Annotated in this window: 12 protein-coding genes; 6 read left to right on the top strand and 6 right to left on the bottom strand. The window is 64.5% G+C overall.

From position 1 onward, the window contains the following. The first annotated feature begins 124 nt into the window (after nt 1–124). From ACODR8_RS14780 to ACODR8_RS14770, 3 genes are read left to right on the top strand one after another with little or no spacing between them, the layout of a single operon-like run. Nucleotides 125–589 (top strand): hypothetical protein, encoded by a 465-nt coding sequence (locus ACODR8_RS14780; RefSeq protein ID WP_489007960.1) that lies wholly within the window; start codon nt 125–127, stop codon nt 587–589. After that, nucleotides 589–2,301, top strand: coding sequence for an FAD-dependent oxidoreductase (locus tag ACODR8_RS14775; protein ID WP_489007959.1), 1,713 nt, complete (start codon nt 589–591; stop codon nt 2,299–2,301). The genes ACODR8_RS14780 and ACODR8_RS14775 overlap by 1 nt, the downstream gene beginning before the upstream one ends. Next, nucleotides 2,298–3,065, top strand: a complete 768-nt coding sequence (locus ACODR8_RS14770) for an SDR family NAD(P)-dependent oxidoreductase (RefSeq protein ID WP_489007958.1) — start codon at nt 2,298–2,300, stop codon at nt 3,063–3,065. The genes ACODR8_RS14775 and ACODR8_RS14770 overlap by 4 nt, the downstream gene beginning before the upstream one ends. On the opposite strand, the gene ACODR8_RS14765 is transcribed toward ACODR8_RS14770, so the two are convergent. From ACODR8_RS14765 to ACODR8_RS14740, 6 genes are read right to left on the bottom strand one after another with little or no spacing between them, the layout of a single operon-like run. Continuing rightward, entirely contained in the window at nt 3,059–4,258 is a 1,200-nt protein-coding gene (locus ACODR8_RS14765) for a CaiB/BaiF CoA transferase family protein (protein ID WP_489007957.1), read from the bottom strand. The genes ACODR8_RS14770 and ACODR8_RS14765 overlap by 7 nt on opposite strands. Next, nucleotides 4,255–5,349 carry a CaiB/BaiF CoA transferase family protein gene (locus ACODR8_RS14760; protein ID WP_489007956.1) on the bottom strand — a complete coding sequence of 365 codons (1,095 nt, stop codon included), beginning with the start codon at nt 5,347–5,349 and terminating at the stop codon, nt 4,255–4,257. Before ACODR8_RS14760 ends, ACODR8_RS14765 begins: the two co-directional genes overlap by 4 nt. Nucleotides 5,350–5,363: 14 nt before the next feature. After that, entirely contained in the window at nt 5,364–7,439 is a 2,076-nt protein-coding gene (locus tag ACODR8_RS14755; protein ID WP_489007955.1) for a hydantoinase/oxoprolinase family protein, read from the bottom strand. Then, on the bottom strand, nt 7,436–9,241 hold the full coding sequence (locus ACODR8_RS14750; protein WP_489007954.1) for a hydantoinase B/oxoprolinase family protein: 1,806 nt from the start codon (nt 9,239–9,241) through the stop codon (nt 7,436–7,438). The genes ACODR8_RS14755 and ACODR8_RS14750 overlap by 4 nt, the downstream gene beginning before the upstream one ends. A gap of 8 nt (nt 9,242–9,249) precedes the next feature. Then, nucleotides 9,250–10,659: an aromatic ring-hydroxylating oxygenase subunit alpha gene (locus ACODR8_RS14745; protein WP_489007953.1), complete on the bottom strand. Its 1,410-nt coding sequence runs from the start codon at nt 10,657–10,659 to the stop codon at nt 9,250–9,252. Next, complete coding sequence (locus tag ACODR8_RS14740) at nt 10,656–11,939, bottom strand: metal-dependent hydrolase family protein (protein ID WP_489007952.1); 1,284 nt, start codon at nt 11,937–11,939, stop codon at nt 10,656–10,658. Before ACODR8_RS14740 ends, ACODR8_RS14745 begins: the two co-directional genes overlap by 4 nt. Before the next feature lie 186 nt (nt 11,940–12,125). Here ACODR8_RS14740 and ACODR8_RS14735 point away from each other — a divergent pair, with 186 nt between their 5' ends. From ACODR8_RS14735 to ACODR8_RS14725, 3 genes are read left to right on the top strand one after another with little or no spacing between them, the layout of a single operon-like run. Further along, a complete protein-coding gene (locus ACODR8_RS14735) occupies nt 12,126–12,446 on the top strand; it encodes a 2Fe-2S iron-sulfur cluster-binding protein (RefSeq protein WP_489007951.1) in 321 nt (106 codons plus the stop codon). A 14-nt stretch (nt 12,447–12,460) separates the two neighbouring features. Beyond that, entirely contained in the window at nt 12,461–13,729 is a 1,269-nt protein-coding gene (locus tag ACODR8_RS14730; protein ID WP_489007950.1) for a cytochrome P450, read from the top strand. A 5-nt stretch (nt 13,730–13,734) separates the two neighbouring features. Continuing rightward, complete coding sequence (locus ACODR8_RS14725; RefSeq protein WP_489007949.1) at nt 13,735–14,574, top strand: SDR family NAD(P)-dependent oxidoreductase; 840 nt, start codon at nt 13,735–13,737, stop codon at nt 14,572–14,574. The last annotated feature ends 241 nt before the right edge of the window (nt 14,575–14,815 follow it).

The raw sequence follows: 14,815 nt of genomic DNA, 5'->3' as shown, positions 1-14,815 counted from the left end.
GCCGCAATCAGCGGCGTTGGCGTGCGCGCACCGGTGCAAGCCGCCCTGCCGCGCCGGTCATTCCGGTTCCGCGCTTCCGCCCCGATAACCGGCGGCGGAGAGTTGCCCCAGGAGAGCCAGAGCCGTGAGTCAGGATTATTATCAGCACGCCTATGTGACCACCGACTGGCGGCGCGCCATGGCGGAGATCGGCGCGATTCAGGGCATTGGCCATTATATGGAAATGCCGGACGCCCAGTTCGACACCGGGCAGGACCGTCAGGCGGTGGCGCATTTCGCGCTGGCCAACCGGCATGGGGTGCAGTTCGAGATCATCCAGCCCCTGTCGGGGGATATCAGCGTCTATCAATGGGGGCTGCCCAAAGAAGGCTATGCCACGCGATTCCACCATCTGGGGCGGCATTTTTCTGACCGGGCCATGTTCGACACCGAAGTCGCGGCGGCCAAGGCACGCTGGGCGATGCCGATCGCATGGGATACGATGGGCGGCATCTATGCCTATTTCGATGCGCGGGACGATCTGGGCCATTATCTGGAATATTATTGCTTTCCCGACGGATCGCATCTCGACGCAGTGCCGAGCTTCTGATGGAAAGCTTCGATCTTGTCATCGTGGGTTCCGGTGCGGCGGGCGCGATGGCGGCGCTGCGCGGCGCGGAGCTGGGCCTGTCGGTGCTGATCGTGGAGAAGGCGCATAAATTTGGCGGCACGTCGGCGACGTCCGGCGGCGTCATGTGGGTGCCGGACCATGGCCTGAACGGCGATATGGGGGACAGCGCGGAGGAGGCGCTGCGTTACCTGCACACAGTCATACAAGTGCCGGTCGATGAGGCGCGGCTGAGCGCCTATGTCGCGCAGGCGCCAGCGATGCTGCGGTTCCTGAAGGACAGCGGCATCCCTGTCGCGGCGGCAGCCTGGCCCGACTATTTCCCCGAAGCGCCGGGCGCGCGGGCCGACCGGTCGGTCATCTGCCCGACCTTCGACGGGCGGGAACTGGGCGACCAACGCTATCCGCTGATGCGCGAGCAATATAGCCGGTTCAAGCTGTTCCACCGCTATGCGATGGACCTGACCGAAACCTTCGCGTTGATGATGCAGCATCGCGGCTGGCGCTTTACCGCGGCGAAGGTGATCGCGCGCTACTGGCTGGACATAGGCGCGCGGCGGGTGTCGGCGCGCGACCGGCGCTTTACCCAGGGCGCCGGTTTGATGGGAGCGCTGTACCGGCAGGTGTTCGCGCGCGGGGTGGAATTGCAGCTGGAGACGGCGCTGGAATCGCTGGCGGTGGATGAGGCGGGCGTGGTGACGGGCGTGAAGGTGCGCCGGTTCGGCCAGAGCCGGACGATCGCCGCGCGCCATGGCGTGGTGCTGGCCGCCGGTGGCTTTGAATGGAACCAGGCGCTGCGCGACCGTTTCTATCCGGTGCCTGGCCTGACCCGGCACAGTTCGACCCCGGAGGATGCCAATCGCGGCGAGGCGCTGATCGCGGCGGAGGCGGTCGGTGCGTCGGTCGCCCATGTCGATCAGGGCTGGTGGATCCCCACCATGACCCTGCCCGCGCCCAAGGCGTCCAACTTCCATGAAATCCATCAGGCGGCGTTCGATGTCGGACGCCCATGGAGCTTGTGCGTCAACCGCAACGGGGTGCGCTTCGTCAACGAGGCGACAGGCTATGACCAGTTCGGGCAGGCGATGGTGGAGGACCATCTGCGCACCGGGGCGAACATGCCCTGCTGGCTGATATTCGACGCGAAATTCCGCGCGAAGTTCAGCGCGGGCGGACTGATGCCCACCGTCCATACGCCCGACCGGCGCATCCCCGAACATTGGTGGGACCATTATCTGTTCCGTGCCGGGTCGATTGCACAGCTGGCCGACAAGATCCGCGTACCGGCAGATGCGCTGGGCGAGACGGTTCGGGCCATGAACGGCTATGCCATTGCCGGGGTCGATCCTGAATTTGGCCGTGGCGGCAATATCTATGATCGCTTCTTTGGCGATCCGACGGTCACGCCCAACCCCAATCTGGGGCCGATCGACACTGCGCCCTATTATGCCGTGCCGATCAACAATGGCGATCTGGGCACCAAGGGCGGCCTGCGTTGCGACGCGCAGGCGCGGGTGCTGGACGGCGCGGGGCAGCCGATCGCCCATCTCTATGCCGCGGGCAATTGCGCGGCCAGCCCCTTTGGCGATTGCTATCCCGGCGCGGGCGGGACGATCGGCCCGGCGCTCACTTTCGGCTTCGTTGCGGCCAATGACATCGCCGCACGGGCGCATAATCAGGGAATGACAGAATGACGGAATCTCAGGTCGCGATCGTGACCGGCGCAGCAGGCGGCATTGGCGAGGCGATCGTGCGATGCCTGGTCGAACAGGGCGTTGCCGTGATCGGCACGGGGCGCACCATGGCGAAGCTGGAGGCATTGGCGGCGGCATTGCCCGGTGACGCACGTTTCAGTGGCGTCGCGGCCGACATGGCGGACGACACGGCACCGCGCACCATCGTCAATCATGCGATCGCGACATTCGGCCGGGTCGATTATCTGGTCAATAATGCGGGCGCAGGGGCATGGGCCGCCGTCCACGAAACCAGCGACGCGGTGCTGGACGAGGTGATCGAACTGTCGCTGCGCGCGCCGTTCCGCCTGTGTCGCGAAGTGTTGCCGCATATGGGCAAAGGGTCGGCGATCGTCACGATCGGATCGACCTTCGGCATTATGGGCGGCAGGGACGGGGGCATTTATTGCGCGGTCAAGGCCGGGCTGACCGGCCTAACCCAGACGATGGCGGCGCAATATGGTGAGCGCGGCATCCGTTCCAACATCGTCGCGCCGACGGTGGTGCGGACAGCCATGACCGACGCGGCATGGGACTATCCCGCATTCCAGCGGATCAATCAGGGACTGACGCCCTTTTACCGCGATTGCCTGCCCAATGATGTCGCGAATGTCGTGGCGTTCCTCTGTTCCGACAAGGCCGAATTCATCAATGGCCAGGTGATCGCCGTGGATGGCGGCTGGTCGACGACGCGGATGATCAACAGCCGGTTCCTGCCTCAATAGGCGATTTTGCGGGCCACCAGATCGGCGAGTTCAGCCTCGCCGAGGCCGAGCAGATCGCCATAGACATAGGCATTATGTTCGCCCAGCAGCGGTGCGCCCCTTTCGATGGGCGCTTCGTCGGGTGCCATGCGCCAGCCCGGACCGATGACCGGGCGCGCGTCTCCCCGCGCGTCGGTGACAAGGCGATAGGCGCCGAGCGACCAGAGCGCCTCACTGCCGATCAGGTCGAGCGAGGACTGGCTTTTACCGGCTGGCACGCCTGCCATCAAAAGCGCTTCGGCCAATATATCGGCTTCATGTGCGAGGGTGATAGTGGCCAGGGCTGCGTCCAGTTCAGCGCTGTGGGTGAGCCGGGCTTCCTGATCGACAAAACGCGCATCCTGCCCCAGCGCGGGCGCGCCAAGCGTTTCGACCAGCGCCGCCCATTCACTCTCGTCTACCACAGCAATGCTGATCCATTGGCCATCGATGCAGGGATAGCAGCCATGCGGGGCCATGGCGGCATGGGCATTGCCCTGCGCCTGGGGCAGGTCGCCGGTCAGGCCATAGGCGAACAGGCTGTCGCCGATCATGGAGGAGAGCGTTTCGACCGCCGACAGGTCGATAAACTGCCCCTCCCCCGTGGTTTCGCGATGGTGGAGCGCGGCGACGATGGCCAGCGCGGCCGATGCGCCGACGGTGGAATCACCATAGCGGATGTTCATGCCCGCAGGGGTTTCGCCTTCATGGCCGACCAGCGCATTGAGGCCGCCCAGCGCCGCGAAACAGGGCGCGTAGCCGGTCTGATAGCCCAGCGGGCCATCCGTGCCGTACATTTTGATCGAAAGCTGGATGATGTCCGGGCGGATGGCGCGCACTGCGTCGTAGGACAGGCCCGATCGTTCCATGGCACCGGGGCGCAGATTGTCGATCAGCACGTCCGACATGGCAATCATGCGATGGAGATAGGCCATGCCCTCGTCCGATTTCATGTCGACCTGAACGCTCAGCACTTCCTGATTTATGCTGCGGAAATAGGGGGCGCTGTCGATATCGACACCACCATAGGCGCGCATTTCGTCCAGATTGGCGCGGCTTTCGACCTTGATGACCTCCGCGCCCAGAAAGGCGAGCAGCTTGCCCGCATAGGGGCCGGCCCAGACCTTGGTGATTTCCAGCACGCGGATACCCGCCAGCGGCCCGGTGCCACTCATGCCGCTTCCCCCTGATGCGCGCCGGGTGCGGGCGCGTGGGCGTGGATACGGACCGGGGATGCGCTCATGCGGTAGGGGACGGTCGGATAGGCGATGCCATCGAGCGACTGGAAATAGCCGCGATGGGCATATTGGCGATGGTGGGCGATGTCAGCGGCGGTGTTGACCTGCACCAGTGGGACGCCCGCCTGCTGCGCGGCGTCCGATACGGCGCCCTTCGATTGATGGACGATCCATGCGCGAAAATGGGCGCGGAATTCCGCCACGCGATCGGGCGTGCAATGATATTCCAGCCAGTCGTCGGGGAAGGCGATAGCCCAGTCGGGATCGCCCATCAGCACGCACAGGCCGCGCCAGTGGGCGCGCGTCGTCATCAACAGATAGACATGGCCGTCGGCGCAGGCAAAGGCCGCGCCCGGACCGCCCATATCGTAGCGGGTGCGTTCGGAACCGGGGTCCGCATCCCCCGCCAGCATCCGGCCCAGCACGGCGTCGGCGCGTGAAAGCTGGACTGCGACTTCGCTGATGTCGATGGCCTGCCCCTTGCCGGTCCGGCGGCTGGCGAACAGCGAGGCCGCGACACAGAGTGCTGCTTCGATGCCTGCCTCATAATCGCTCATGAAGCGGCCCGCGCCTTGCAAGGGTGGTTTGTCCGCCGGGGTTTCGCTGGGGGTATGCCAAGCCCAGCCGCCCGCATTCATGACGTTGATCGGGCGGGCGATCTGCCAGTGCGGCGGCGCGGCCTGACCGAAGGGGGTGATGGCGCAGTGGACCAGATCGGGATGGCTGCCCAGCGACAGGCCGTGGCTAGCCGCCCAGTCGGGGCGATGATCGTCGATCAGCGCGTCGGCGCGGGCCAGCAGGCGATCGAGCAAGGCGCGATCGTCGGGCCGGTCGAGGTCGAGCAGCACTGATTTCTTGTTGCTGTTGAGATAGCGGAAGAGCGTGCTTTGCCCGTCATGGAACGGCCCCCTGGCGCGGGTCGGTGAGCCGCCGGGGCGTTCGACCTTGATCACGTCCGCCCCGAAATCGGCAAGCAGGCGCGCGGCATATTCGCCGCAGACCCGCTCCGCCGTTTCGATGATCACCATTCCGGCAAGCGCTGTCACGGCTGGCGGACCAGCGCATAGTCGCCCGCATCGTCCACCCGTGCCTGCCAGCCGGGATAGACGACGATGGTGGTAAAGACTTCCTCGATGATCGCAGGGCCAGTCACACGCGCGCCGGGGACGAGCGCTGGTCCCTTGAAGATGGCGACGTCGGCATAACCGGTGCCAAGATTGGCGCGGCGATACCCGGCGGGGGCGGGGTCGACCATGGGGGCTAAAAAGCCGCCGCTGGCCGGCGGCATGGGCGTCGCGACATGGGCGGCCAGGCGAACGCCGGTAATTTCCGGCAATTCGCCTTCGCGGATATGGCCATATTCGGTCATGTGCCGGGCGTTGAAGGCAGCAATGGCGCGGTCGGACAGGCTATCGTCCACGAAGGACAGGTCATCCAGACCCCGGCTTTCATGCAGGTCGAAGGTCAGCGCCCAATTCTGGCCACCATAGCGCATGTTGAGCCGCCATGTCGCCTGGATCGCGCCCGCGTCAAAGCCCGCGCCGGTGAAGTGCGCCTTGGCATTGTCGGCCAATTCCCCCCACAACAGACGCAGCCGGTCAAGATCCAGCGCGTCGGCCGGGGCAGTGCAGGAGCGTTCCTCGTCAATGCTGGGATGGGCGACCAGCGTGCCGAGGGCGGAGAAAGTCGGCGACGCCTTTGGCACCAGCACATGGGTGATGCCCAGATCCTGCGCCTGGATCGCGGCGAAAGCGGGGCCGTTGCCGCCATAGGCCAGCATGACCATGTCGGCCGGATCAATCCCCTTGGCCGCGGTGGTGCGCCGCACCGCCTGCGTCATATTGGCGTTGACCAGCCGCCAGCAATCGAACGCCGCCTGCTCTGCATCATAGCCCATCTGTCCGCCGATCGCGGCAAAGGCTTCGCTGACGCCCTCATCGCGCAGGCGGAAGCTGCCACCGGCAAAGCCTTCGCCGGTCGAAAGGATGCCGAGCATCAGCAGCGCGTCGGTGATGGTGGGCTGAAGGCCGCCACGCCCGTAGCAGATCGGGCCGGGGACGGAACCGGCCGATGCCGGGCCGACCTTCAGCTCCCCCTTGTCGACATGGCAGATCGAGCCGCCACCGGCGCCCAGCGTTTCGACCTGCACCATCGGCACGCCGACCAGATAGCGGTGGTGCATGTTCCACCCTGCTTCGGCCGGAGCCGCGCCATCGATCACCACCGACATGTCATAGCTGGTGCCGCCCATATCGACGCAGAGCAGGTTCCGATGTCCCTTGGCCCCGCCGACATGGGCCGACGCCATGACCCCGCCCGCAGGGCCGGAGGCCAGCACGCGGATCGGCGCGGCGGCGATATAGTCGCGGGTCATCACCCCGCCCGCCGCCTGCATCACCATCAGCTGACGCGGATAGCCTGCCTGTGCGAGCCGTTCGACCAGCCGTTCGAGATAGGCGTTCACGCGCGGCGCGACATAGGCGTTGACGACCGTGGTGCTGATCCGGTCATATTCGGGCGCGCGCGACAGGATATGGTGGCCCAGCGACACCGGCACGCCGGGCATCTCTTCTTCCACGATCTGCGCCACGCGGCGTTCATGATCGCCATTCACATGGGCGAAGATCAGGCCGATAGCGACGGATTCGACCCCCTGCTTGCGGAATTTGTCACAGGCATCGCGCACCGCCTGCTCATCCAGTTCCCGATGGATGCTGCCATCGGCGAGGATACGTTCGGGGACGGTCAGGCGGCGGCGGCGCGGGACGATGGGCTGGGGCGGTTCCAGCCGCACGTCCCAGATGCTTTCCTTGAACCCGCGGCGATATTCCATTTCATCGCGGAAGCCTTCGGTGGTGAGCAGCCCGGTGACCGCGCCGTTCATCTCGATCAGCGTATTGTCGGCCACGGTCGTGCCATGGACGATGGCATCACACCGGGCGAGGAAATCGCCGAGCGACAGCCCCTGCCCCGCCGCCAATGTCGCAAGGCCGCTCATGACGCCTTCCGAACGGTCATGCGGCGTGCTGAGATTTTTGTGAAGAATGACGTCGCTGCCCCTGAGCATCGCGAAGTCGGTGAAGGTGCCGCCAATATCTATGCCAATGCGATAGGTCATGCCGCCATACGCTCCCCGCGCAGCGCGGCGGTGGCCGCATGATCCACGGTCAGGCTATAGTCCGTCAGGCTACCGGTCAGGACGACGCCATATCGCTCCCGCGCGGCATCGACGCTGACCAGTTCGTCCAGCACATCTTCGCACACCGCCTGCGGATCACGCAGGAGGGCGGGGCCGAAGCCTGCACCGCCGCCATGCTGATAGGCGATCACCGCCCCGGCGGGGAGGTGCGCGCGCGCCGTCAGTTCGACGCGATATTCATCGGGCATCCCGACCTGAAAATGATTGAGATAGGGGGTGCCATCATCGCCGCCCTCCAGCCCGCTGATCGGATGATCATGGCTGACCATCCAGGCCATCGCGAGGGCGGGTTCGAGGATCTGCTTGACGTTGCGGCTGCCCGGCATTCCGCGCCAGCGCCCCGCGCCGCCGCTGTCGGTAACCAGTTCGCGGCTGATATTGATCACCGGGAAGCGGCTTTCGCCGTCCTCCGCCTGCGACAGCAGCAGATTGCCGAGCGAGACCGGGCAACTGCCCCAGCCGTCGATCCCCTGCACCGCCGACACGTCCATCGACCGGCAATCGACGCCCTGGTCCATCCACATCTGGCCGCGCGGATCAAAGCCGATGACGGCGTTGGGCATCCCGATCTTATACACTTGCGGTGCAGACCGGTCCGGCGCGACCTTCGACAGGGCGACGCACACCGCTTCGGTAATTTCGCAGGCCGGGTGGAAGGAGCCGAGCGCTGCGGGTTTGTTGGGCGGGGGATGGGCGATGCAGCCTTCGGGCAGGATGATCTCGACCGCGTTGAACAACCCTTCATTCTTGACGATGTCCGGGTCGATGGTGGAGGCGATCTGGGTCATGATATAGCCACGCGAATTGGCAAAAGTGTTCCACACCCCGACCAGATCCTGCCGGTCGTCGGTGCCGGTCAAGTCGACGGTCAACTGGTCGCCCGCGATGGTGCAGGCGACATGGACGCGGACATCCTTCGTGCCGACCGTGTCATGATCGATATGCACAGTGGCTTCGTAGGTGCCATCGCGCCAGTCGGACACGAGCTGGCGCATTTGGCGCTCGGATGTCTCGATCGTCTGGTTGACGGCGGCGCGGACGACATTGCTGCCCCATTTGTCGAGGATCGCGCGGATCGAGGCGCTGGCCTTTTCAACCGCGCCGATCATCGCGGCAAGATCGCCTGCGAAGCTGGGGAAGCGGTTGTTGCGTTCGAGCAGATAGATGGCGTCCCGCCGCTTTTCGCCGCGATGGACCAGCTTGAGGCAAGGAATGGCGAGGCCTTCGGTGAAAATGTCGGTCGCGTCGAGGGTGAAACCGCCGGGGTCTTTCCCGCCCGTATCCCCCTGATGCGCCTGAAGCGCCTGGATCAGCACCAGTTCGCCCGCCGCATCATAGACGGGGGCGTAGACATTATAGTCGGGCAGATGGCCGCCGCCATGATCGGGATCATTGCCGACGAACACGTCGCCCGGTCCCCAATCGAAAGCATCCTGCTGCATCAGGCCGTAGCGCACCGTCAGCTGCGACACGAAGGTCAGATGCGGCGTGCCGATCGACCCCATGGCCAGCCGTCCATGGGCATCGACAATCGCCGCGTTGCGTTCGTTCGACTGGTTGATGATCGGGGAAGAGGCGGCGCGACCCAGATGGGTCGTCGCCTCGTAACAGACGGTTTCCAGCGCACCGCGAATGATGTTGGCGGTGACGGGATCGATACTGGCGGTGGTGGGCAAGGGCGCGCGACGGGCGGCCAGCCGGGCGTTGCGTTCGAAGGACATGGGCTTCCTCAGCGCGTGGGACGATGGGGCGGCATCGCGACATAGCGGTCGACCGCCTGCTCGAAATGGCGGATGCGGATTTCCTGATAATTGCCCAGCGTCAGGCCGCGCTTGGCCGATGCTTCCAGCCCCTCCTGCTGGAGGAAGAGATTGTCGGTATCCTGATCCAATATCTTGCCGAAACCGGCATCCATGCCGGGTGCGTCGCAGAAGCTCTGATCGTCGGTCAGGACGATAGGTTCGGCCGGTTCCGGGCGCTGTCCGTCCGACGGCACCGGGCGCATGAAGAACACTTCGTAAATGCAGCGGCGATGATCTTTCGGATCGGGCCGGAAGCGATAGACCATCGGCAGCGACACGCCGGGGAAGAGATAGGTGTTGGGGAAAATCGTGTAAGAGAAGCAGTCGAGCATCTCGCTGTCCGAAGTCGCCGACAGATCGCTGCCGGTGGCCTGGCCGAACATGCCGCGGAACAGGTCCGCCATCGCCTGCCGCGCGGTGCCATCGCCAACGGTGGGCCGGTCCTCGCTCAGGACCGAGGCATCGCCGACAGTGAACTGGTCGAGAATATCCTGTTCGGAAAAGCGCCCCTCCAGATGCGGCGATGCTACGCCAAGGCAGGAGATGAAGCGGTTAACATGATCGCCATAGACGTCATATTGGGTGTTGGCGTCGGCGTTGGACGGGGCGACCTGCGGATGGGTTTCGATCACATGATAGGCCTCCATGAAGGCCTCGACCGTCAATTTCCAGTTGGCCGGAAAGCTTTTCTGGACATGGAGGTGGATATAGCGGTCCTCCAGCTTCCAGGCGCGGATATGGGCGAGCGCATCGGGACCAAGATACGCCTCAAGGCTGGGGGCCGCAGGGTCCATGTTGATCCACACAAAGCCCCCTAATGTCTGGACACGCGCCTGGGGCAGGCTGTTATTGGCGGGATCGACATGGGGGAAATCCCATGGGCAGACGATGCCCTTGCTGCTGCCGTCGATATTCCAGCTCCAGCCGTGGAAGCTGCATTTGAACTCGCTGGCAAAGCCCGCCGAGCCGGATGCGCGCAACTTGGTGCCGCGGTGGAGGCAGGCGTTGACATAGGCGCGGATGTCATCGGGCGCGACGCGGGTGATGATCAGGCTGTAGCGACCGATATCATAGACCTGATAGTCGCCGACCTCCGGGATATGTTCTTCCCGGCAGGCAAATTGCCAGGTGCGCGTCCACAGGCTTTCCATTTCCCGACGGGCATAGTCTGGATCGATATAGCGGTCCTTCGACACATCCTCGCTGCCTAGAAAAGCATAGGATTCCGACCGGACCCAGCCGGGCGCGGCGATCCTGTCGCGCGCGATGATATCCTGTGTGCTGATCGCCGGGCAGCGGGCATCGCCCGGTTCGATCGGGCCGGATTCCATGTTCATGCAACTCTCCGTTGGTCAGAGGCGGCAGGCGTGCAGAGGCCGGGCGCGATGCTGTGGATCGCCCCGTCCTTCATCACCATCGCCAACCGGTTTTTGTCTTGAAGGATCGTGACGTCGGCCAGCGGATCGCCATCCACCAGCAGCATGTCGGCGAGCGCGCCGGGCGTCAGCGTGCCAAGGTCGCCCTCGTCCCGCATCGCCTGCCCGCCATTGCGGGTGGCGCAGGCGAGCGCGCCGGGCGCATCATAGCCATAATAGTCCATCAGCAATTTGATATCGCGGGCGTTGGTCCCCTGCCGGTTCCAGGCGAGGCCATAGTCGCCGCCGATCAGGTGACGGATGCCGCGCTTGCGCAGCTGTGTATGCGTGTTGACCGATTGCTCGATCAGGGCGGGGATGCCCATGGCTTGGGCCACGGCGCGCGGGATCCACGGCTCGCCATAATGGATCATGCTGTGGAACAGGCCGATGGACGGCGCGATGACGATGCGGTCACGCGCTTCCTCCAGCATGTCGAGCATTTCTTCATCGGCATATTCGACGTGGAACAGGCCATCGACCCCGGCGCGGATGCAATGCTTCGTCCCTTCGATCGAGCGGCTATGGGCGTTCACCTTGCGGCCGAAGGCATGGGCGGTATCGACCGCCATCTTCACTTCATCGAACGACATGGGGGTAACGTGCGACGGGCTGCCGGGATAGAAGGGATCGCCCGACACATCGAGCTTGATATTGTCGCACCCTTCGCGGATCGCGAGGCGAACGGCCTTGCGCATTTCTTCCGGGCCATCGACGATGCAGCTGATGCCGATGCGCGGATTGTGCAGCTTGCTTTCGTCGCCCATGCCGCCGGTTACGGTGATCTCGGTCGATCCGGCACGGATGCGGGGGCCGGGAATATGGCCCGCATCGACCGCATCGCGGACGGCGACATCCAGCTTCAGCTTGGCGGCCGACGCGCCATAGCAACTGGTAAACCCCTGATCGAGCAGCAGTTTTGCCATACGCGCAGTGAGGAGCGTGTGCGCTTCGGGCGACGGGCTGATCAGATCCTCGGTGGAGGCGGCGTCGCCGAAGGATATATGGGCATGGCCTTCGGTCAGGCCGGGGATCAAGGTCATGCCGGTGCCGTCGATAATCTGGTCGGCCGGGGGCAACGGTTCCGTCGCACTGGCCGTCACGTGCCGGATGCGATTGTCCTCCACCAGCAAGGCGCCTGCAAAAGGCAAGGCGCCGGTGGCGTCCCAGATGGTGGCATTGGTGATGAGCGTGGTCGGCAAGATGACATCCTCTCCTGCCGATCAGACTATGCCCTTGCCGCCTGCGGCCCAATGACTGCACGCGCACTTGGCGTTTCCTCTCGGCGCGAAGGCGCCTGCCGCGCCAGTCAAGCCGGTGCGCGGCACCATGCCTTTCCGTGCGTGCCGCCATCGGCCATTCTGCCGGGCAAAAGGAGAATATAGCCGATGGTGCAGGTCACCTTTGTGGATGTGAACGGCGTGGAGCGACAGGTCGATGGCGGGTCCGGGGACCAGTCGCTGATGGAACTGGCCAAGGCGAACGGGATTGACGGCATTGCCGCCGACTGCGGCGGTGCCTGTTCCTGCGCAACCTGCCTGGTCCATATCGACCCGGACTGGGTCGAACGGACGGGACAGCCCGACGATATCGAATTTGCCATGTTGGACATGGTGGCGGACGTCGCGACGGCCAGCAGCCGTCTGGCGTGTCAGATACGCCTGTCGGGCGCGCTTGACGGGCTGCGCGTCGTGGTGGCGCAACAATGAACAAGGATCAGGCGATGACCAATTTGGCGGAGCGCGATCTGCTCGCAACCGGATCGATGACCGATCCGCTGATATCGGCGCGGCCCCGTGACTTTTACGCCGCGATGCGCCGGGACGACCCGATCCATTGGGACGAGAAGCTGGGCATGTATCTGGTGTCGCGGTACGAGGATATCGCGACGATCCAGCAGGACCCGATCACCTTTTCGGTGAACAAGGGCTATCACACCCAGCAGGCCAAGGGGTTTCAGCAGGAATTTCAGGAGATATTGGAGCGCGAGGGCGGCGGTTACTTCCCCGATGCGATCATGTCGGACCCGCCCTATCACACGCGCATCCGCAAGCTGATGGAGAAGGCCTTTACCGCGCACCGGGTGAAGGCGCTGGAACCGCGGATCGAGAAGGTGGTGGTCGACCTGATCGACAGCGTCGCGGCGCGGGGCGAGGCGGACGCCATCCATGATTTCGCCGTGCCGCTGACGGTGCGGATCATCTGCGAGCAGCTGGGGCTGGACTGGGACATGAAGGACCGCATCCAGCGCTGGTCGATCGCGGTGACGGCGCAGATCGGACGGATGCAGGATCGCGAACAGATGCTGGGCCATGCGCGCGAGATTTGCGACCTGCAACATTATCTGATCGCCAAGATGCAGGACCGGCAGGCCGATCCGCGCGAGGACATGATTTCCGATCTGGTCCACGCCCGCGACGCCGATGGCGAGGGGTTAAGCTTTGCCGAGGCGGTGTCGCTGGTCCGTGCGCTGCTGATCGCGGGCAACGAGACGACGGCGACGGCGCTGGGCAATCTGTTCTACATTCTGGCCACCCGGCCGGAGATCGCCACATTATTGCAGGAGTCGGCTGACGACGACCGGCTGATGAACCGCTTTGTCGAGGAATTGCTGCGGATCGAGCCGCCGGTGCGGGGTCTTTCGCGCATGACGACGCGTGAGGTTGAACTGGGCGGACGGACATTACCTGCGGGCGCGCATTTGCTGCTAATGTATGCGTCCGCCAACGATCAGGAGGATGTGTTTCCCCGGCCGCGCGATTTCGACCTCAACCGGCCCAATATCGGGCGGCACCTGTCCTTTGGCGGCGGGGTGCATCGCTGCGTCGGACTGGCGCTGGCGCGGATGGAGATAAAGGTGGCGGCGCGCGAGATCGTCAAGCGTATCGGCAATATCGAACTGGCCATTGCGGAGGCGGACATCCGTTATCTGCCGACCGTCGCGACCCAATCGATCGAGCGGCTGCCGATCCGTTTCACGCGGCGGGGCTGACCATCATGGCGGGAGAATTGGCGGGCAAGGTCGCCATCGTCACTGGCGGCGCAGGCGGGATCGGCCGGGCAACGGCGGAACTGTTCGTTGCCGAAGGCGCGAAGGTCGTGATCGCCGACGTTGATGCAGCGGCAGGCGAGGCGCTGGCAGCGGCATTGGGACCGTCCGCGATGTTTCAGGCGACGGACGTGTCTCAGCGCGAACAGGTCCAGGCTCTGATCGACCGTGCCGTCACCGGCTTTGGCGGGCTGCATATCCTGTTCAACAATGCCGGTATCAGCTGCGCGCCCTTCCCGCATTTCATCGATGACAGGCTGGACGATTTTCAGCGGGTGATGGGCGTCAATCTGCTGGGTCCGATGCTGGGAACGCAGATTGCGGCGCGGCACATGAAGGATCATGGCGGCGGCGTGATTTTGAACAATGCGTCGATCGCCGGGATGCTCGCGGGGCAGGCGATGATGAGCTATCGCGCGTCCAAGGCGGGACTGATCCAGTTTTCCAAGTCGGCCGCCATCGATCTGGCCCAATATGACATCCGGGTCAATTGTCTGGTGCCGGGCCATATCCGCACCAATCTTTCATCCTTCCGGGCGGAAGGTGCAGCAGCAGATGTAGCGGCAAAGGTCGATGCAGCGATCGACGCGGTCTATCTGTCGAACCAGCCGCTCAAGCGCCGGGGGCAGCCCGACGATGTTGCCCAGGCGGCGCTGTTCCTGGCGAGCGATCGCGCGTTGCAGATTACCGGCATCACTTTGCCGGTGGAAGGCGGCGTTGTTGCGGGCGATCCGGTCAATCATCTGGAAGAGATATTGGCCGCGCGGGCGATCGCCCTCCCCGAATAAGGCTGGAGCGCGCCGCCAGTTCCCGCCCAAATGTCATGCTGTCCGGCCCGTCCCGGCAGGTGGACTGCCGCGTCATCGACCGGGATGGAACGGGCTTGATGGAGCGGGAATGACCGCTTGATCCGGCAGGCACTAGTGGGACTTCGCGGTCGATCACCTCCGGCGGCTTGATAGGGTAGCGCCGGTCCAGACCGAGAAGCCGATGCCCAACATCGGCACCCTGGGCCGCTACAGGGAGAGA

It is taken from the genome of Sphingobium sp. FG58 (genome assembly GCF_057809055.1).
The sequence above is the reverse complement of the archived record's forward strand: the minus strand, read 5'-3'. Positions and strand labels throughout refer to the sequence as shown.

Coding starts and splice junctions, on each gene's coding strand:
- ACODR8_RS14775 (WP_489007959.1), top strand. CDS start 589: ATGGAAAGCTTCGATCTTGTCATCGTGGGTTCCGGTGCGGCGGGCGCG.
- ACODR8_RS14760 (WP_489007956.1), bottom strand. CDS start 5,349: ATGGTGATCATCGAAACGGCGGAGCGGGTCTGCGGCGAATATGCCGCG.
- ACODR8_RS14750 (WP_489007954.1), bottom strand. CDS start 9,241: ATGTCCTTCGAACGCAACGCCCGGCTGGCCGCCCGTCGCGCGCCCTTG.
- ACODR8_RS14730 (WP_489007950.1), top strand. CDS start 12,461: ATGACCAATTTGGCGGAGCGCGATCTGCTCGCAACCGGATCGATGACC.
- ACODR8_RS14735 (WP_489007951.1), top strand. CDS start 12,126: ATGGTGCAGGTCACCTTTGTGGATGTGAACGGCGTGGAGCGACAGGTC.
- ACODR8_RS14745 (WP_489007953.1), bottom strand. CDS start 10,659: ATGAACATGGAATCCGGCCCGATCGAACCGGGCGATGCCCGCTGCCCG.
- ACODR8_RS14765 (WP_489007957.1), bottom strand. CDS start 4,258: ATGAGTGGCACCGGGCCGCTGGCGGGTATCCGCGTGCTGGAAATCACC.
- ACODR8_RS14755 (WP_489007955.1), bottom strand. CDS start 7,439: ATGACCTATCGCATTGGCATAGATATTGGCGGCACCTTCACCGACTTC.
- ACODR8_RS14725 (WP_489007949.1), top strand. CDS start 13,735: ATGGCGGGAGAATTGGCGGGCAAGGTCGCCATCGTCACTGGCGGCGCA.
- ACODR8_RS14770 (WP_489007958.1), top strand. CDS start 2,298: ATGACGGAATCTCAGGTCGCGATCGTGACCGGCGCAGCAGGCGGCATT.